Origin of the sequence: Rhodococcus sp. 05-2256-B1 (assembly GCF_002258465.1) — a bacterium.
In the GTDB taxonomy this organism is placed as follows: Bacteria; Actinomycetota; Actinomycetes; order Mycobacteriales; family Mycobacteriaceae; genus Rhodococcoides; species Rhodococcoides fascians.
Genome location: NZ_NOZA01000030.1, coordinates 292,397 through 310,127, shown reverse-complemented (window position 1 = coordinate 310,127; position 17,731 = coordinate 292,397). Strand labels below are relative to the sequence as shown.

The window sequence follows — 17,731 nt, the reverse complement described above, 5'->3', positions numbered from 1 at the left end:
GACTTCACATGCCCGGCTCCGGAAAAGGTCATACCGTCGTCACCGACTCGGTTGCAGTCGACAGCGCGCCGTACGCATCGTTGCGTGCGCGGCCACTCCCCCGAGCAGAACGATACGAGCTGGGTCGACGCCTGCGCGACAAGGTCCCGATCGCATCGCTGGGCGACTGGACACCGCCGCCGGATCGCCCGGACCCGGTGCAGCAGATCGAGTACTCACACCAGGGCCGGATCGAATGGCTCATCCCCACGCGCCTCGAGCGCATGGTCGAATCCCCGTACGGCTTCCTGCGCGGGACGGCCATCGTCATGGCTCGGGATGTCGCGATGCTCCCGTCGACCGGTATCAATCCGGTGATCAGCGGCGACGCCCACCTGGGCAATTTCGGGTTTTACGCCTCCCCCGAACGCGACCTCGTCATCGACCTCAACGACTTCGACGAAGCGCACCCGGGTGCCTGGGAATGGGATCTACGACGCCTCGCCGCGAGCATCTGGGTGGCGGGCCGACAGAACGGACGCAGCGAGGATCGGTGCCGCGATGCCGTCGCCGCCTGCGTGTCCGCGTATCGAATCGAGGTCGCGCGCCTCGCCGACGAACCGCTGATGTCGCGGTCGTTCCAACGGTTGACGGCCGAGAAACTGCAACGGGATGCCACTGCGGGATCGTTGCGGAAGGAGATCAAACGCGCCACCAAGAAAGCGCGTCGACGCACGAGTGACCGCGTCCTGCCGCGATTCACCGAGGAACACGAGGGCACTCGCAGGATCGTCGAGGAGCCGCCGATCACCACCCGAATCTCGGCCGAGGACGAGGAGTTGCTGGCCGTCGGACTGGACGAATACCTGCTCACCCTCACCCCGCATTGGCGTCGGGTGCTGGGGGGATACACGTTGATCGACGTCGCGCATCGCGTCGTCGGAGTCGGCAGTGTCGGGCTCCGGGCGTACGTGGCACTGCTCGAAGGCACCAGCGCGGACGACGTCGTGTTCCTGCAGCTCAAGCAGGCCAGACGGTCGGTGCTCGCGCCATATGTGCACGGCGAATCGGCCTGGCACGACCATCAGGGACAACGCGTGGTGGAGTACCAGCAGGATCTGCAGACGGTCAGCGATCCACTGCTGGGGTGGTGCACGATCGCCGGACGGCAGTACTACGTGCGGCAGTTCCGCAACATGAAGGGGACGATCGATCTCTCGTCGATCGATGCACCCGCGCTGGTGGATTACGCGCGGGTGGTGGGGCGACTGCTCGCGAAGGGACACGCTCGCACCAGCGGCGCGTCGATGATCTCGGGATACACGGGCGATTCCGATGAACTCGACGTCGCACTGTGCCGATTCGCGCGGCTGTACGCCGACCAAACCGAGGCCGATTGGGAGCGTTTGAGCGCTACGCGCATGTGAGCGTGGAGCCCTCGGGTCGTTCCGCGGGCTCCACTCCCACCTCGTAGCCTGCTACGAATTTCCACTCACATGCGGCGAAGCCGCTCAGGCGTGCTTGGCGACCAGATCGCCGACGCGCGGCAGTGCCTCGGTGACGTTCTTCTTCGCCGAGCCACGCAGGCTGCCGTAGAACTTCTTGACGACGGACTTGTCCGTCTCCTCGATGCGCGCATCGGTGACCGAGAGCAGAGCGTCGGACGCGGCATCTCCATTGGCGGCGAGATACTCACCGAACGTGCCCTGCGGGGCGGCGTTGTACGACTGCCAGAACGGATCGAGCTTGTCGACGAAATCGGGCCACAGAGCCGAGACCGCATTGTCGATGTAGGACGGACCGACCTTCTTCACTGCGCCGTAGCCCCCCTTGACCGCGAGGCCACTGGCGCCCTTCTTGTCGGCTACCTCGGCGTCGATCAATGCCAGCACGTCGACGCGCAGAGCGTCGGCCTTCGACTCGTCGAGCAGCGAATCCTTCAGTGCAGCAACCACTTCGAACTTCCTCCCAGATGTGTCGGCGGCCCCACGCGGACCGGGCGCAACACTACCGCAGCAGTGCGTGGCAGCGCCGCACTCGCTCGATCCACCACTGGGTGCGCTCGGCGTCGGCACCGAGTTCGATCAACGCGTGCGGATCCGGCTCGACGCTCTGGACCGGATACGTTCCGTCGACCACCTCGGGTGCCGGTGCGACGTCGCGAACGAACAGGCTGCCCGTCCCCAGTCCGCAGGCGAATTCCAGATGCGGCAGCGCGGCGGCAGCGGCGAGCCCGGAGGCGATGCCCACAGCCGAATCGAGTGCACTCGACACGACCACCGGCACGCCGTACTCCCCCAGTTCGCCGGCCAGTTCGAGCAGTGCGCGCATGCCGCCGAGCGGAGCGACCTTGAGTACCGCGATGTCCGCGCCGCCGGCCCGCACGACCTTCATCGGATCCTCGGCCCGGCGGATGCTCTCGTCCGCGGCCACCCGAACTCCCGGAGCCCGTCGCCGCAGCTCGACGAGCTCGGCAACCGTGGCGCACGGCTGCTCCGCATATTCGAGTGGCCCGTCCGCAGTGAGAGCAGCCAACGCAGTGACTGCCTCGTCGACGGTCCAGCCCCCGTTGGCGTCGATCCGCACCCGCGGCAACAGCTCGCGCACCGCACGAACGCGAGCCACGTCGTCGGCCAGGCTCTGCCCCTTCTCGGCCACTTTCACCTTCGCCGTTTCGGCCCCGGGTGAGCGGCTCAGCACGCCCGCCACATCGGAGGCGTCGACCGCGGGCACGGTCGCGTTGACCGCGATGCGTCGACGCACCGCATTCGGCGGGCCCTCCCACGCGGCCTCGATCGCCGACGCCAACCACGGGGCGGACTCGACGTCGTCGTACTCGGGGAACGGAGAGAATTCACCCCACCCACCGGGACCACGAATCAACATCACCTCACGGGTGGTGATCCCACGGAACTTCGTCCGCATCGGCATCGAGAGCACGTGCGCACCGTCGAGCAGATCGTCGGCCGGGGGAATCATTGCTGCCCCGGGAGCAACTGCACCATCAGTGCCTCGCAGTCGGCGAGCAGGTTGCCGTCCAGATCCGTCAGCCTCGCGCTGATGAACGTCTTACGACCCTCCACCTTGTTTACGGCACCCTCGACGACCAACTCGGTGTTCAGTGGGGTCACCTTGCGGTAGTTGATGTGCAGATATGCGGTCCGGCTGATGGGCCGACCGTACGCATGTTGGATCAGGCCGAAGAGGTCGTCGAACAGCAGCGGAAGGGTGCCCCCGTGCGCGGCGGCGTTGCCACCGAGGTGGAAGCGACGGAACATGCCACGGCTACGGACGCCGTCGGCTGCGAATTTCTCGATGACCCACGGCGGCAGCAGCAGCGAACCACGGCCCGGCAGAGCGGGTACCCGCCCCGCGGTCTGCTTGCCTTCGGCGACCACGTGCGGCTCCAACAACTCGATCAGTTCCCGAGTCTTGCTCGCGGCTGCCTCGGTGACGTCTGCAGGCAACGACGTGGACACCGCGAGATCCTGGACCGTGCGCAGTGCCTCGAGCAACTGCCCGTATTCCGGCCCCACCTTCGCCGGAACGAAACGCGGGAAGCCGCCGTGGTGGTCGTAATCGGGGTCGGAACTGCGGTCGAGCTGCATCGGATCGGTCATGACCTGCACGCTAGCTGCATCGCCCGGCCGCAGCGGATTCAGCCCTCGCCACCGTTAAGCTGGCCCACGTGACCTTCACTCCCGCACTGTGGCGTCCCGTTCCCGGCTTCGAAGATCTGACCGACATCACCTATCACCGCCACGTGTCCGACGCGACCGTGCGGGTGGCGTTCGATCGTCCCGAGATTCGAAACGCTTTTCGGCCGCACACCGTCGACGAGCTCTACCGCGCGCTCGAACACGCACGCGTGAGTTCGGACGTGGGAACCGTGCTGCTCACCGGCAACGGGCCGAGCAGCAAAGACGGCGGCTGGGCGTTCTGTTCCGGCGGCGATCAGCGCATTCGCGGACGAAGCGGCTACCAGTATGCGGACGGTGAAACGGCCGAGACGGTCGACAAGGCGCGCGCGGGCCGTCTGCACATTCTCGAAGTGCAGCGGCTGATCCGCTTCATGCCCAAGGTCGTCATCTGCCTCGTCAACGGGTGGGCAGCGGGTGGCGGGCACAGCTTGCACGTGGTGTGCGATCTGACGCTCGCAAGCCGCGAACACGCTCGCTTCAAGCAGACCGACGCCGACGTGGGCAGCTTCGACGGTGGTTACGGCAGTGCGTACCTGGCCAAGATGGTCGGGCAGAAATTCGCCCGAGAGATCTTCTTCCTCGGCGAGACGTACTCGGCCGAGGAAATGCACCGCATGGGCGCGGTGAACAAGGTGGTCGATCACGCCGAACTCGAGAACACCGCCATCGAGTGGGCCGCGAAGATCAACGCCAAGTCGCCGCAGGCACAGCGGATGCTCAAGTACGCCTTCAACCTGCAGGACGACGGTCTCGTCGGCCAGCAGTTGTTCGCCGGTGAAGCCACCCGGCTGGCGTACATGACCGACGAGGCCGTCGAGGGACGCGATGCGTTCCTGGAGAAGCGCGAGCCCGACTGGTCGCCGTTTCCTCGATATTTCTGACGCTTCGTGACCCCGAACTCGCATCACCGCGATCGCGGTACTGCCGCGGGTGCTCTGTGGGCCTGGTTCACGCAGCCGTACGACTACCGCTGGATGGCGGACTTCCAGAACTCGCGGCCCACCGGAAAACTCATCCGATGGGTGATGGCGATCCTGACGCTGAACTACGGCGCTCTGGCGGTGGTGGCCCTCTTCTCCGACGGCACCTCGCGGAACGCCGCGGCAATCGGCTGGAAGGCATTCCTGGTCGTCATGGCGGTGGCGGTCGCGGCCGCGTGGATCGTCAAGCCGTTCCCGGGCCGTCTCGGGGTGGTGGCATTCGCGGTGTTCGCCGATCTGGGCACCGCGTCGTCCATCCTCGTCAACCCGATCGCCGACGCGATCCTGACGTGCGCGCTGTTCGCCGTCATCGGCACGTTCTGCACGTTTTTCGTCAGTCCACGGTGGCTGGTGGCTCACCTGATCTTCTCGGTGGCGTGCACCATCGCTGCCGCGGTGGCGACGTACCGCACCGGCGACGTGGACGTCGCGTCACTGATCTTCCGGACCGACGTGGTGTTGCTCGCGATCGCCGGGGTGCCGCTCACCTCGCATCTGTTGGTCACCGTGTTGACCGACGACGCCCGCAGTTCGTTGCTCGACCCGCTCACCGGGTTGCTGAATCGGCGCGGGCTCGAATCGGTGATCCACGACGTCTGGTTGCTCGGCCGCGAGGAGGATCGCTGCTCGGCCGTCGTGGTCGTGGACATCGATCGCTTCAAAGCCGTCAACGACGACTACGGGCACGAGGAGGGTGACGCCGTCATCGTTCGCGTCGCCGAGCGTCTGGGCGCACACATGGGGAGATACGGCGTGATCGCACGCACCGGCGGCGAGGAATACCTCGCGGTGGTCTCGACGTCGCGCCTGCACATCGATGCGTTGATCCATGGTGTTCGACGAGCCATGCGCGATCCCGACGACGGCGTCGCCGTGACGGTCAGCGTGGGGGCAGCCATCCTGCACGCGAGTTCACCCCTGTGGGAGCAGAACCTCGACCTCGTGACGCGGGCGATGCGGGTGGCGGACTCGATGATGTACGAGGCCAAAGCAGCCGGCGGAAACCGGATCGTCACGACGGTGCTGTGATTCCACTGATCGATGCCACTGATCCGGGTCGTTCCGCAGGCTCCACTCTCGCTGTGACCATCCTGCGGCAGTGATGGTCGGTTGCGTGATATCCATGCGAGGTGGACATCCTCGCTGCACGTACCATCCTGCGCCCGGTCGACTACCGGAAGACCCTCGAGTTCTATCGAGACGGCCTGTCTCTTGCGGTGTGCCGTGAATATCCCGGCGGCACGGTGCTGTTCGCAGGCCAAGGGTTGATCGAGATCGCAGCGCACGGTGGCACCGAGGAGCCGGGTTCGTTCTCCGGGGCACTGTGGCTGCAGGTGCGCGACATCGATTCTGCCACATCGGAATTGGAGCAGGCCGGCATTGCGATCGTGCGGGCGGCGACCACCGAACCCTGGGGACTCATCGAGATGTGGATCGAGGATCCCGATGGAATCCCCATCGTGCTGGTGCAGATTCCGCAGGACCACCCACTCCGCCGGGATACTCGCTAGCCACCCGAGACGGTTCGCAGTACCGCCGACGCCGATTGCGGCCTCGACCACAGATATCCCTGCGCCAGAGTGCATCCGAGATCGAGAGCGGCGTCGGCCTGAGCTCGACTCTCGATCCCCTCGACGATCATCGTCAGCTCCAGATCCTTGGCGACCGAGGCCAACGACTTGATCATCGCCCGACCGGCCACGGTGTCGATGAACCGCGTCAGATGTCCGTCGATCTTGATGCCGTCCGGTTGCAACGTCACCAAGCGTTCGAGAGACGACCAGCCGGAGCCGAAGTCGTCGAGCAGGACGCGGAAACCCAGCCGGTGCACGTCGTCGATGTGCTTGCGCAACAACGGCCCTGGCGTCACCGACGAGGTCTCGGTGAGTTCGAGCGAAATGGATTTCGGCGACACCTCGGTCGACGCGATCGCGCGTTCGAGTTGGCCGACGCCGTCCGGATGCGCCAGATGACGTCCGGAAATGTTGACGGTCAGCCGCAGGTCCGGTCGGTGTACGTGCCACTTCTTCATCTCCACGGCTGCCTGCGCGAGCACGCTCAGATCCACGTCGATGATCAGTTCACTCGCCTCGGCGAACGGCACGAAGTCCGCGGGCACCACCAGACCCCGAGTGGGATGGTGCCAGCGCGCCAATGCCTCGAAGCCGACGATCTCCTCTGTCCGTAGGTCCACGATCGACTGGAACCACGGGACGATGTGACCGTCGGCGAGGGAGTCGGCGATGTCGTTGTCGCTGCCGAGTCGGGTGGATCCCGAGCCGACCCGCCGATGCAGATCGAGCTGCTCCTCGAGGACGGACGCGAACTGTTCGAGCTCCTGCATCTGGTCGTTGGAGAGGGGCCTCGAAGTGCGGTCGAGCAGACACAGAGTGCCGATCACCAGACCTTCTCGTCCGCGAAGCGGAACCGAGGCATAGGACTCGATGCCGTTCTCGTCGAGCAGCGCGCGTTGCCGGGTGGTCGCATCGACCCGGCCATGGGCGACGACCGCAGGCACTCCCGTGCGCACCACGTCGTCGCACAGGGTGTCGGCCCGAACCACGGTGGACATCGGTGGACCGCCGATGTTGACCAATGTGTACTGGGTGTCCTCGTCCAACACGTTCAGCTGGGCAATGGCGAATCCGACACTGCGTGCCGCGAATTCGACGGTGGAGCGCAACGCGGGTGTGGTTGCTTCCAGATCGAGGTAGCGGCGAGCCGAGTCGCTCTGCCGCCGGGACTGGGAGCGTGCGGTGTCGTGCACCTCACCGTCCACCAGCATCTCCTCGCAGCCGACATCCGGGCACGCTCTCGACCCGGGTGGAACCGAGTTTAACCGTGCACGAGCGGCAGACCGCAGGCAAACCCCATCTCGAGCTCGTCACAATGCCGGGAAGCGCGTGTGCAGGAGCCGATGACGCAACACAGCCGCGGCCACCCGTGCGCCTTCGTCGGTTGCGACGCGGTTGTCGGCCGAGCGGAACGCTCCAAGAGCGTCGAGTTCTGCGATCAACGTGTCCGCCAGAGTCTCGGCGTGCTCCGACTCCGGCTCCTCCCCCGCGTGGGTCCATCCCTCCGCACGCAACAGTCGAGCCGAATCGTCGGCCGTCGCCTGCGCGTCGGCGATGTCGTTGCCCAGGATCATCCGGGCCAGGAGAACCTCAGCAGCGATCGAGTCGGGGTGGTAGTCGCTGCCGACGATTCCCCCGGTGAGCACGCGCCACAATCCGTCCGAGCTCAGCTGCCGGGTGCGCGTCGTCGGTACCAGCCTGCCTGCGGACCGCCGCATCAACCGAAGTCGCATCACCAGACGCCGGAGAGCGAGAACCTTGTCGGTATCGAGTTCGCGTCCGACGAACTGCGGACGCTCAGCTACCGGAAAGACGGTGCGAGCGATCCGCGCCACCAGATCGTCCGGCAGATACCCGGCATCGGTCAGCGCCACGCCGTCGCCGATGCAGCCGATGAAGCTCTCGAGTCTGCGCACGCACCCGTACACCGGCTCGGCCGCCTCGTGCAGCGCCTCGCGCAAGCCCAGGTAGAGCTCGGCGCGTGGAGCGCTGTAACTGCTCCACAGTTCGATGCGGTGGTCGAGAAGTTGTTCGAGCAGAACGTCGTCGGTGTCGTTCTTGCCCTGATCCGAGGTCAGCACCGCGTCGGTCACGCCGCGGCGACGCGTCGCCCGTGCGGTGACTCCCAGTGGTCGGCCACCGGGCTTCGACGGCTCGAACTCACCGGCGATGGTCGCCACTTCGAGTGTCTCACCGATCTTTTCGACGATGGCCCGCTCGACCCCGGTCGGAGCGTCCTGCCACGTCACCAACTCGGTGTCGACTGCACCGATACCGGACTGTTCGGTCGCCGCACGGTACTGCTGCAACCACGTCTCGTCGTCCTCGATGCGCACCAGCTCGTCGGTGACGTCGCTGCGCGCGATCTCCGCGTACGCCACCCGCCCCAACCGCTCGAGCAGATCACCGAGCGCACGAGCGATATCGACGCCGCGGTCGGGTCCCTCGACCGCATGACGCAGATAGACCCACAGGAATGTCTGCACGGAATGCTGCGTTGGACCTGCTGGTGGGGATACCTGAACCAGGCCGTCCCAACCGAGCCGGGCGTCGGCGGCGAGAGCGGGATCGACGGAATCGAAGTACGACAGTGCGGCCCACACCGCGTCGTCCATGCCCGAACCCTTCACGGGTTCCACTGTTCCACAACGAGTCCCTGCAACAGAACTGCTGTCCGTGCGCTACGCCACAGCAAAACTGGACATATAAGGCAAAAAGGTGAACGGCCGATGAACGACAGACGACTTCGCAGCGCCCAAGAAGAACACTTCGCAAGAAATTTCCGCGAAACAGCGTTCGTGTCCCACACTTTCCACCGTGAGCGCTGAATTTCTCGTACTTCTCGTGGTGGTCGTGACGGCCCTGGCCTTCGACTTCACCAACGGTTTCCACGACACCGCCAACGCCATGGCGACGTCGATCGCAACGGGGGCATTGAAGCCCAAGGTCGCGGTCACCCTGTCTGCCGTCCTCAACCTGGTCGGCGCCTTCCTGTCCGTAGAGGTCGCAGCCACCGTCGCGAAGGGGATCGTCAATCTCGGCGACACCGGCGGCCAGGCCCTGCTGACCATCATCTTCGCCGGCCTCGTCGGCGGCATCCTGTGGAACCTCGCCACCTGGCTGCTCGGCATCCCGTCGAGCAGCTCGCACGCACTGTTCGGCGGCCTCATCGGTGCCACCATGGCGGGCCTGGGAACCAGCGGCGTCGTGTGGGACGGGGTGTGGAGCAAGATCGTATTGCCCGCCGTGCTGGCCCCCATCGTCGCCGGCCTCGTCGCCACCGTCGGCACCTGGATCATCTACCGCATCACCAACGCAGTTCCCGAGAAGTCCAAGGAGCGCGGATTCCGTTGGGGCCAGATCGGTTCGGCCTCACTCGTCTCGCTCGCCCACGGCACCAACGACGCCCAGAAGACGATGGGCGTGATCTTCCTGGCGCTCGTCGCGTACGGGACCGTCTCGCCGGACGCCGAGATGCCCCTGTGGGTCAAGGTCATGTGCGCCCTCGCCATCGCGTTGGGCACTTACCTCGGCGGCTGGCGCGTCATCCGCACCCTCGGTAAGGGCCTCGTCGAGATCGCATCCCCGCAGGGCATGGCAGCCGAGTCCTCTTCTGCAGCAATCATTCTGACGTCGAGCCACCTCGGCCTCCCGCTCTCGACCACGCAGGTCGCGACCGGCTCGATCCTCGGATCGGGACTCGGCAAGCCCGGTGCCGCCGTGCGCTGGAACGTCGCAGGACGCATGGCCGTCGCCTGGGTCATCACCTTGCCGCTCGCCGGTGTGGTCGGCGCCGCATGCTGGCTGCTCGCCCACACGATCGGCGGTCTGCCCGGCATCCTCGTGGTCTTCGCCATCCTCGTCGGCCTGGCCACCGTCATGTACATCCGCTCGCGCCGCGAACCCGTCGATCCGGACAACGTGAACGCCGAATGGGACGGCGGACTCGTTCCTGCCGCCGCCGAAACCGACTCCCCCGCGAAGGTCTGAACATCATGGAAACCCTCAAGCACACACTCGATTCGCTCTGGCAGGTTGTTCTCGTCGGCCTGCTGCTCGGTGCCGGACTGCCCGCGATCTTCGCTTTCGGACTCAAGGCACTCTCGGTCGGTGAGCCCTCGGACGAGGCCACTGCCTCGGGCACCACACGCGTGGCCCGACCGGCAGTGGCCACCGCCGCGGCCGTCCTCTGTTTCGCAGTGGTCGTCGTCGCCATCGTGGCCGGAATTCTCTTCATCATGAAGAACTTCCTCGACAGCACATTCGGCATCTCCGTCTTCTGACACACCCGAGAAGGGGTACAGCTCTCATGACCGACTCCACCAAGACCGCATTCCCGGCCTCGGTGCTCGAATGGCTCCGAGCCGGATACCCCGAGGGCGTTCCGCCCAAGGACCGATTCCCGCTCGTCGCCCTTCTGCGCCGCGCCGCACTCACCGACGCTCAGGTGCAGGAGATCGTTCTCGAACTCGTCTCTCCCGCCAACGGTGCACTCGACGACGGTGCCATTTCGACCGAGGAGATCGCGACGTACATCCGCGACCAGATCGACGCCGAGCCGACGGCCGAGGACATCTCCCGTGTCTCGGCACGACTGGCCGCCGGTGGCTGGCCGCTCGCGGATCCGGCTGCCCTGTAAGACCATGGCGGTCCCGTCGTTTCTCCACTCGATCGTCGAGTGGCTCCGCGGTGGGTATCCCGACGGGGTACCCGAAGCGGATTACGTTCCCCTCCTTGCCCTTCTGAATCGGCGACTGTCCGACGACGAAGTGCAGTCGGTGATGGATGCCCTCATCGCCGACGGCCAGTTACCTGCCGACAAGGCCGGAATTTCCGTCACCATCACCAAGGTCACCAACGAGCTGCCCCGAGAAGAGGACGTCAATCGGGTGCGCGCGAACCTCGCCGCCGGGGGTTGGCCTCTGGCCGACCCGTTCACGATCCGGCGCAAGGACTAATCTCGCCAGTGTGCTCGAGAGCGTTCCCATTCCAGCAGGCTCGGCCGCGGCAGACATCCTGCCGCGGCTGAGCCGTCTGCTGGCCGGCGACGGCCCGGCCGTCCTCCCCGTCCCCGCCGACGATCCACGCGAGATCCGACGCCTGCACGACGCGTTGGCCCCCGGAACCCCCATCGACGACGACGTCGCATTGGTCGTCGCGACATCGGGGACGACGGGAATTCCAAAGGGTGCCATGCTGTCTGCATCCGCACTGGTCGCGTCGGCGACGGCAACCGAGGAGCGCCTCGGCGGCCCCGGCTCGTGGCTGCTGGCTCTGCCCGCACACCACATCGCCGGGATGCAGGTGTTGCTGCGCAGCGTGCTCGCCGGCACGTCGCCGGTGATCATGGACGTCTCTGCCGGCTTCGACCCGGCCGCCTTGGTCGAGGCCGTGGGACGGATGTCGGGTCCGCTGCGCTACACCTCCCTGGTGCCCGGCCAGTTGGTCAAAGCACTCGAGAACCCCGAGGCCACTGCTGCACTGGCATCGCTGGACGCCGTGTTGCTCGGCGGCGCTGCCACGCCGATTCCGTTGCGCGAGAGAGCCCTTGCCGCGGGTGTTCGATTGGTACGCACCTACGGCATGAGCGAAACCGCGGGCGGCTGTGTGTACGACGGAGTTCCGTTGCACAGCACCGTCGTTCGGATCGACGACGGACGAGTGGTTCTGGGCGGGCGGACTCTGGCCTCGGGCTATCGCGGATTACCGGACCATCCGGCATTCGCCGAGCCGGGATGGTTCCGCACGGACGACGCAGGCACGATGATCGACGGGGTGCTGAGCATCACCGGTCGACTCGACGAGGCCATCTCGACGGGCGGCTTGACCGTCGTACCACAGGTGGTCGAAGCCGCGCTGGCAACGCATCCCGCTGTCCGCGAGTGCGCTGTCGTCGGATTGCCGGATGAGCGCCTCGGCCAGAAGGTGGTGGTGGCAGTGGTTGCCTCTGCGCCGGTGACGTTGGCGGAGTTGCGCTCTCACGTCGAGCAGTCGCTCGATGCCACCGCTGCACCGCGGGAGCTGTTCCTCGTCGACGCACTGCCGACCCGAGGCCCGGGCAAACTGGACCGCGCGGGATTGCGAGCCGAGTTGGCAGCGCGGTGAGAGCACCCGACGCGCGTATCCGTCAGAAGACGATTCGACCGTCCTCGAGTTGCACCACTTCGTCGGCCGCGGCCAACACCTCGGGATCGTGAGACACACACGCAACGGCAACTCCGCGCATAGTCTCCTCACGCATGACGGCTCGAATCCGTTGTCCACTGGCGGCGTCGAGACCTGTCGTGGGTTCGTCGAGCAACAGGAGATCGGCCCGGCGGGCCACACCCTGCGCCAGTAGGGTGCGCTGACGCTGCCCTCCGGACAGGTCGGCGAACGGCATGCCGGTCAGTTCCGCGATGTCGAGGCGCTCGAGGGCGTCGCGCACCGATGCCCGAGCCTCGGTGTTCATCGGACGCCACCGGCCGAGGCGTCCCCACGCACCCACTGCCACGACGTCCCATACGGTCAACGGCAACCGATCCGGCACAGCAGCGCGCTGCGGTACGAATGCAATTGCGCGAGTTGCGCTTCGGGTCCCGCCCGTCAGTGGCCGGGTGCCGGCGACCACCTCGAGCAACGTGGACTTGCCGGCACCGTTCGGCCCTGCGATGGCCGTGAGCCGACCGGGTAGCAGGTCCAGATCGACGCCTGCGAGTGCCGTGTGGCCGGAGAACTCGACGCGGACGCCCCGGAGGCGAGCGAACTGGGACGACGCGCTGACAGCTGAGGTGTTCACATTGCCACTATACGATTTTGAATATCGTTATCAATCTCATTAAGCTCCCGAATGTGCCATTTCAGACAATCGACGCGCTGTTCGAGCCGTTCGACCTGGGTTTCGTACAACGCGCCCTGTTCGGCGGAGCCCTGGTCGCCGTGCTGTGCGGGGTGGTCGGAACGTGGGTGGTGATCCGCGGCATGGCATTTCTGGGTGAGGCGCTCGCACACGGAATGCTGCCCGGTGTCGCTCTCGCGACCGTTCTCGGAGTTCCGGTGATGATCGGGGGCGCACTGAGCGCGGTCGCCATGAGCCTCGGGATCACCGCGCTGCAACGCCGCGGAACACTGTCCTACGACACGAGCATCGGGATGTTGTTCGTGTCCATGTTGGCGCTCGGCGTCATCGTCATCTCCCACTCGGGGAGCTTCGCCACCGACGCCACTTCCATACTGTTCGGCGACATTCTTGCCATCTCGCACACGGACCTCTATCTCCTGGCCGGAGCGGCCGCACTCGGAGTCACCGTCGCGGCGCTGTTTCATCGACCGCTGGTCGCCGTTGCGCTGGACCCCCGAATTGCCTCGGTGCTCGGACTCGGGCCGCGCTCGGCTCAAGCAGTTCTCGTCGCACTGGTGACGCTGGCAGTCGTCGCGTCGTACCAAGCCGTCGGCTCGCTGCTGGTCGTCGGACTGTTGCTCGCTCCTGCCGTCGCCGCCGGGCAGTGGACCACCCGCATTCCCAGTCGAATGCTGGTGGCGGCCGTCCTCGGCGTGCTGTCCGTGCTCGGCGGCCTACTGATCTCCTGGCACGCGGCCACCGCCGCCGGTGCCTCCGTGGCGGCGACGGCAATCGCGGTGTCCGGCCTGTCGTACGCGATACGCAGTGCCGTCACCGCCATCCGTCCTCGCTCCACTTCACCCGAAAGGAACACGTGCGCCCCCGCATCCTGACCACCACAATCGCCGTCGGTGCCCTCGTTCTCGCATCGACTGCCTGTTCCTCGGAGACGAACGGGCCGCGCACAGACGAACCCGCAGTCGAAGGCCACGGGGCAATAGCCGGTGCCGCCGAACTCGCCGAACCGCGGCTCGGGCTCACGTCCGTGGACCCGACGGGGCGGGTGTCCCATCTCGATCTGCTCGACGACACCGTCACCGATCTCGGGACCATCGGAGCCCCGCAGGCTCTGCATACCGACGGCCGCTACCTGTTCGTGCAGACCGACGCGGGCGTCGAGATCGTCGACAGCGGGGTCTGGACCTGGGACCACGTCGACCATTTTCACTACTACCGCAGCGAGCCTCGACTGCTCGGCACGGTCGGCGGCTCAGGTACGGCAACCGTTGCCACGTCCAACCTTTCGACTTCGGGAAGTACCGGACTGTTCTTTGCCGACTCCGGCGAGGCTGTGCTGCTCGACACCGAGGCCCTGTCGAAAGGCACAGTCGTGGAACGATTCCGAAAGGTCACCACGCCCGGTGCCGGAATGGTCGTTCCCGTCGGCACTTTCGCGCTCGTGACCGAGGGATCCGGTCCGTCGACCTCGGTCGTCGGATACACCGCCGACGGCGAACGCACCGGGCCCGTCGAGCCGTGCCCGCAGGCCCGCGGCACGATCACCACCAGGGTCGGTGCCGTGATCGGGTGCGCCGACGGCGCACTGCTCGCCTCGGCCACCGGTGACGAGTTGGCGGTCGAGAGAATCCCCTACCCGGCCGGCGCCACCGCCGCGGCAGCGACGTCGTTCGACAACCGCGAGGGCCGCCCCACGGTCGCAGGTTCTGCCGGTGCAGAGGGCATTTGGATGCTGGATACCCGCGAACGGTCGTGGTCCCTACTCCCGGCACCGGCACCCCTGGTACACGTCACCGCCGTGGACGATGCGGACGAGCACGTGCTGGCCCTCACCGAGGGTGGCCGAGTCCTGGTATTGGACGGCAACAACGGAGCAATCCTGGCCGAAACCGAACCGCTGGTGGCCGAATCACTCGAGGCCGGCGCGTCCCCGACTCTCGTCGCCGACGATCAGCGCGCCTATCTCAGCGCCCCGACCGAACGACGGCTGTACGAGATCGACTACGCCGACGGTGCCCGCACAGCGCGGACCTTCGACACCGCCACCGAACCGGTCTTCACCGCGGAGACCGGACGATGACGAGCGGACGCGTCAGCCGCTTCTCATCGGCAGTGGCGGTGGCCGCAGCAATCGGACTGTGCCTGAGCGGCTGCTCCGCCGACGGTGACGACCGCCCGGTGGTGATCGTGTCCACGAACATCCTCGGCGACGTCGTGCAGCAGCTCGTCGGCGACGAGGCAGACGTGGTGACGCTGATGAAGCCGAACGCCGACCCGCATTCCTTCGAGATCTCGGCGCAGGAAGGTGCCCGCCTACGCACGGCAGACCTGATCGTCTCCAATGGTCTCGGCCTCGAGGAAGGTCTGCAGCAACACCTCGACGAGGCAGCGGCGGAGAACGTGCCCACCTTCGTCGCGGGCGACGCCATCGACGTCCTCGAGTACACGGAAGGGGACGCCGCAGGCAGTCCCGATTCGCACTTCTGGACCGATCCCGCGCGCATGACAGCCGTCGTCGATGCCCTCGAGCCGGCGCTCGCCGGGCTGGACGGTGTCGATTCTGCCGAGATAGCCGACCGCACAGCAGGTTACCGGCTGCAGTTGAAGGGGCTCGACGACGACATGAGCGCCACCTTCGCTGCGATCCCGGATCAGCGCCGCGCACTCGTCACCAATCACCATGTATTCGGTTATCTCGCAGACCGTTTCGATTTCACAGTGATCGGGGCAGCCATTCCCGGCGGCACCACCCTGGCGGCACCGTCTGCTTCCGATCTGGCCGAACTCGTCGGAGCCATCGAGAAGACCGGTATTCCTGCGATATTCGCGGAATCGTCTTCTCCGGATCGTCTCGTCCAGGCCTTGGCGAGCGAGGCCGACATTCGCGTCGCTGTGATCGAACTGTTCACCGAATCACTCACCGCACCCGACGGCGGTGCCCCCGACTACCTCACCATGATGCGCGTCAACACCGAGCGCATCTCCGATGGACTCACCAGCTGACCGATTCGTCACACAGAAAAGGAACAATCATGCGTATCAACGATTTTCGAAGGGCGAGCGTCACCGCGCTCGCCCTCGGTGCGGTAGCGACCCTGGCGGCGTGCTCCTCCGGCACCACACCCGCCGCCGAATCCGTAGCGATTGCGGCCGGGCCACGGGTCGCAGTGTCCTACGAAGGCGGCCTTCGGGTGCTCGACGCCGACACGTTCGAGACCGTCGCTGATTTCGACTCCGAGGAGTACACGCGCCTCAACCTCGCCGGCGACGACCGCAACGTCATGGTCACCACGAGCGAGGGCTTCCGTGTGCTCGACACCGCGGCCGGGACGACCGAGCAACCGCAACTGACCGACACCGTCTTCGAAGCCGAGAAGCCCGGTCACGTCGTACGACACGGCGGCAAGACCATCCTGTACGCCGACGGCACCAGCGACACCACGATCTTCGACACCGCAGCGCTCGAATCCGCAGACGGGCTCCCGGAAACCGAGAGCATCCCCGGTGTCGACGCGCACCACGGCGTCTCGATCGTCCTCGAAGACAGCACGTTTCTCACCACGGTCGGGAACTCGAACGGCCGCACCGGCATCGAGGTTCGTGACGCATCGGGCGCGGTCGTCGCCAAAAACGATCAGTGCCCCGGCGTCCACGGAGAGGGAACAGCGGAAGGCGAGATCGTCGTCTTCGGTTGCGAGAACGGCGCTCTGATCTACGACAAGGGCCAGATAACCAAGCTCGACGCTCCGGACCAGCCCTACGGGCGGACGGGCAACGCGTACGTGAGCGAGACCAGCCCCCTCATCGTCGGAGACTACAAGGACGACCCGGACGCAGAGGGCTCACTCCTGCACGCGGTCACCGTCATCGACCCCGCGGCCAAGACCCTCGACGTCGTGAAGCTCCCCGACGGTGCCGAGTACACCTGGCGCGGAGTCGCCCGAGGCCCCGGCGACTTGGCCTACATCATCGGATCGGACGGCGCAGTCCACGTATTCGATCCGACGACAAAGACATTCACCGCCTCGTACCCCGTCATCGACGCCTGGGAAGGTCCCGCGAAATACCAGGACGCCCACCCCGGCATCTCCATCGCGGGTGACACCGCCTACGTCACCGAACCGGCCGGCAACAGCATCCACGCCGTCGATCTGAGCACCGGAAACGTCACCGAGAGCAAGCAACTCGATGTCACGCCCAACGAATTCGTCGTCGTGACTGCCTGACCCTGCAGCCCGGGGACGCAGAAATCCACTCTGCGTCCCCGGGTTCGGCTACCCCGTCCGATCCGGCGGACCGTCGACCACAGGTGTGCCTTGGTGATGCACCAGTTCCCATCCATCGGAGGTGCGTCGCCAGATCGACGATCGACGGGCTCGACGTCCCGACCGTCGTGACGTCCATTGCACCAGAACGACACCCACGCCCAGTATCCGTCCGGAGAGATCGTGGACCTCGATGATGCCGTCGTCCGCACTTTCTCCGCCCAACAGCTCGAGTATCGACGGCTTGGTCCACACCACCCCCGACGCTCCGATCTCGACGAAATCGTCCGCGAGCAGCGCCACGAGTCTGCTTCTGTCACGCCGTGTTTCGGCCCGCTGCAACTGCCGCTCCAGCTCCAACACCTGGGCAATACCGTCGGTCTCCGGCACCGAT

20 protein-coding genes are annotated in these 17,731 nt (G+C 66.1%); 13 read left to right on the top strand and 7 right to left on the bottom strand.

Annotated features, from left to right (window positions below; genetic code table 11):
• Window positions 1-8 precede the first annotated feature (8 nt).
• A complete protein-coding gene (locus tag CH285_RS18650; protein ID WP_255032524.1) occupies window positions 9-1,406 on the top strand; it encodes a DUF2252 domain-containing protein in 1,398 nt (465 codons plus the stop codon).
• 84 nt (window positions 1,407-1,490) lie between these two features.
• Here the strand turns inward: CH285_RS18650 and CH285_RS18645 are convergent, their stop codons facing one another.
• Genes CH285_RS18645 through CH285_RS18635 form a run of 3 tightly spaced genes read right to left on the bottom strand, consistent with a single transcriptional unit; the run spans window position 1,491 to window position 3,599 of the window.
• Entirely contained in the window at window positions 1,491-1,934 is a 444-nt protein-coding gene (locus tag CH285_RS18645) for a DUF6918 family protein (RefSeq protein ID WP_027498296.1), read from the bottom strand.
• A 52-nt stretch (window positions 1,935-1,986) separates the two neighbouring features.
• Window positions 1,987-2,958: an o-succinylbenzoate synthase gene (locus tag CH285_RS18640; RefSeq protein WP_094643939.1), complete on the bottom strand. Its 972-nt coding sequence runs from the start codon at window positions 2,956-2,958 to the stop codon at window positions 1,987-1,989.
• Window positions 2,955-3,599 carry a PaaI family thioesterase gene (locus tag CH285_RS18635; protein WP_094643938.1) on the bottom strand — a complete coding sequence of 215 codons (645 nt, stop codon included), beginning with the start codon at window positions 3,597-3,599 and terminating at the stop codon, window positions 2,955-2,957. Before CH285_RS18635 ends, CH285_RS18640 begins: the two co-directional genes overlap by 4 nt.
• 68 nt (window positions 3,600-3,667) lie before the next feature.
• On the opposite strand from CH285_RS18635, the gene CH285_RS18630 reads away from it, so the two are divergent.
• The 3 genes from CH285_RS18630 (at window position 3,668) to CH285_RS18620 (ending at window position 6,171) form a co-directional block, all read left to right on the top strand.
• Window positions 3,668-4,561 (top strand): 1,4-dihydroxy-2-naphthoyl-CoA synthase, encoded by an 894-nt coding sequence (locus tag CH285_RS18630; RefSeq protein ID WP_027498299.1) that lies wholly within the window; start codon window positions 3,668-3,670, stop codon window positions 4,559-4,561.
• A gap of 6 nt (window positions 4,562-4,567) precedes the next feature.
• Window positions 4,568-5,689, top strand: coding sequence for a GGDEF domain-containing protein (locus CH285_RS18625; protein WP_230591125.1), 1,122 nt, complete (start codon window positions 4,568-4,570; stop codon window positions 5,687-5,689).
• Window positions 5,690-5,790: 101 nt separating this feature from the next.
• Window positions 5,791-6,171 (top strand): VOC family protein, encoded by a 381-nt coding sequence (locus CH285_RS18620; RefSeq protein ID WP_032369747.1) that lies wholly within the window; start codon window positions 5,791-5,793, stop codon window positions 6,169-6,171.
• Here CH285_RS18620 and CH285_RS18615 read toward each other — a convergent pair.
• Window positions 6,168-7,439 carry a sensor domain-containing phosphodiesterase gene (locus CH285_RS18615; RefSeq protein WP_230593371.1) on the bottom strand — a complete coding sequence of 424 codons (1,272 nt, stop codon included), beginning with the start codon at window positions 7,437-7,439 and terminating at the stop codon, window positions 6,168-6,170. The two genes, CH285_RS18620 and CH285_RS18615, sit on opposite strands and share 4 nt — an antisense overlap.
• 105 nt (window positions 7,440-7,544) lie before the next feature.
• On the bottom strand, window positions 7,545-8,864 hold the full coding sequence (locus CH285_RS18610) for a hypothetical protein (RefSeq protein WP_094643937.1): 1,320 nt from the start codon (window positions 8,862-8,864) through the stop codon (window positions 7,545-7,547).
• A 187-nt stretch (window positions 8,865-9,051) separates the two neighbouring features.
• Here CH285_RS18610 and CH285_RS18605 point away from each other — a divergent pair, with 187 nt between their 5' ends.
• Genes CH285_RS18605 through menE form a run of 5 tightly spaced genes read left to right on the top strand, consistent with a single transcriptional unit; the run spans window position 9,052 to window position 12,339 of the window.
• The gene (locus CH285_RS18605) at window positions 9,052-10,224 is read left to right on the top strand and encodes an inorganic phosphate transporter (protein WP_094643936.1); all 1,173 of its coding nucleotides are present in this window, start codon (window positions 9,052-9,054) and stop codon (window positions 10,222-10,224) included.
• A gap of 5 nt (window positions 10,225-10,229) precedes the next feature.
• Window positions 10,230-10,517 (top strand): hypothetical protein, encoded by a 288-nt coding sequence (locus tag CH285_RS18600; RefSeq protein ID WP_027498305.1) that lies wholly within the window; start codon window positions 10,230-10,232, stop codon window positions 10,515-10,517.
• A gap of 26 nt (window positions 10,518-10,543) precedes the next feature.
• Window positions 10,544-10,873 (top strand): DUF3349 domain-containing protein, encoded by a 330-nt coding sequence (locus CH285_RS18595; RefSeq protein WP_032369750.1) that lies wholly within the window; start codon window positions 10,544-10,546, stop codon window positions 10,871-10,873.
• Between the two features lie 4 nt (window positions 10,874-10,877).
• A complete protein-coding gene (locus CH285_RS18590) occupies window positions 10,878-11,192 on the top strand; it encodes a DUF3349 domain-containing protein (RefSeq protein WP_027498307.1) in 315 nt (104 codons plus the stop codon).
• 10 nt (window positions 11,193-11,202) lie between these two features.
• Window positions 11,203-12,339 carry an o-succinylbenzoate--CoA ligase gene (gene menE / locus CH285_RS18585; RefSeq protein ID WP_032369751.1) on the top strand — a complete coding sequence of 379 codons (1,137 nt, stop codon included), beginning with the start codon at window positions 11,203-11,205 and terminating at the stop codon, window positions 12,337-12,339.
• Window positions 12,340-12,361: 22 nt separating this feature from the next.
• Here menE and aztA read toward each other — a convergent pair whose 3' ends face one another.
• On the bottom strand, window positions 12,362-13,012 hold the full coding sequence (aztA, locus tag CH285_RS18580) for a zinc ABC transporter ATP-binding protein AztA (RefSeq protein WP_032369752.1): 651 nt from the start codon (window positions 13,010-13,012) through the stop codon (window positions 12,362-12,364).
• A 53-nt stretch (window positions 13,013-13,065) separates the two neighbouring features.
• Here aztA and aztB point away from each other — a divergent pair, with 53 nt between their 5' ends.
• Genes aztB through aztD form a run of 4 tightly spaced genes read left to right on the top strand, consistent with a single transcriptional unit; the run spans window position 13,066 to window position 17,298 of the window.
• On the top strand, window positions 13,066-13,947 hold the full coding sequence (aztB, locus tag CH285_RS18575) for a zinc ABC transporter permease AztB (RefSeq protein WP_230592926.1): 882 nt from the start codon (window positions 13,066-13,068) through the stop codon (window positions 13,945-13,947).
• Complete coding sequence (locus CH285_RS18570) at window positions 13,929-15,152, top strand: ABC transporter (protein WP_094643935.1); 1,224 nt, start codon at window positions 13,929-13,931, stop codon at window positions 15,150-15,152. Before aztB ends, CH285_RS18570 begins: the two co-directional genes overlap by 19 nt.
• Window positions 15,149-16,075, top strand: a complete 927-nt coding sequence (gene aztC, locus CH285_RS18565) for a zinc ABC transporter substrate-binding protein AztC (RefSeq protein ID WP_032369754.1) — start codon at window positions 15,149-15,151, stop codon at window positions 16,073-16,075. Before CH285_RS18570 ends, aztC begins: the two co-directional genes overlap by 4 nt.
• Window positions 16,076-16,104: 29 nt before the next feature.
• A complete protein-coding gene (gene aztD / locus CH285_RS18560) occupies window positions 16,105-17,298 on the top strand; it encodes a zinc metallochaperone AztD (protein ID WP_176458517.1) in 1,194 nt (397 codons plus the stop codon).
• A 48-nt stretch (window positions 17,299-17,346) separates the two neighbouring features.
• Here the strand turns inward: aztD and CH285_RS18555 are convergent, their stop codons facing one another.
• The gene (locus tag CH285_RS18555; protein WP_255032525.1) at window positions 17,347-17,727 is read right to left on the bottom strand and encodes a nuclear transport factor 2 family protein; all 381 of its coding nucleotides are present in this window, start codon (window positions 17,725-17,727) and stop codon (window positions 17,347-17,349) included.
• Window positions 17,728-17,731 lie beyond the last annotated feature (4 nt).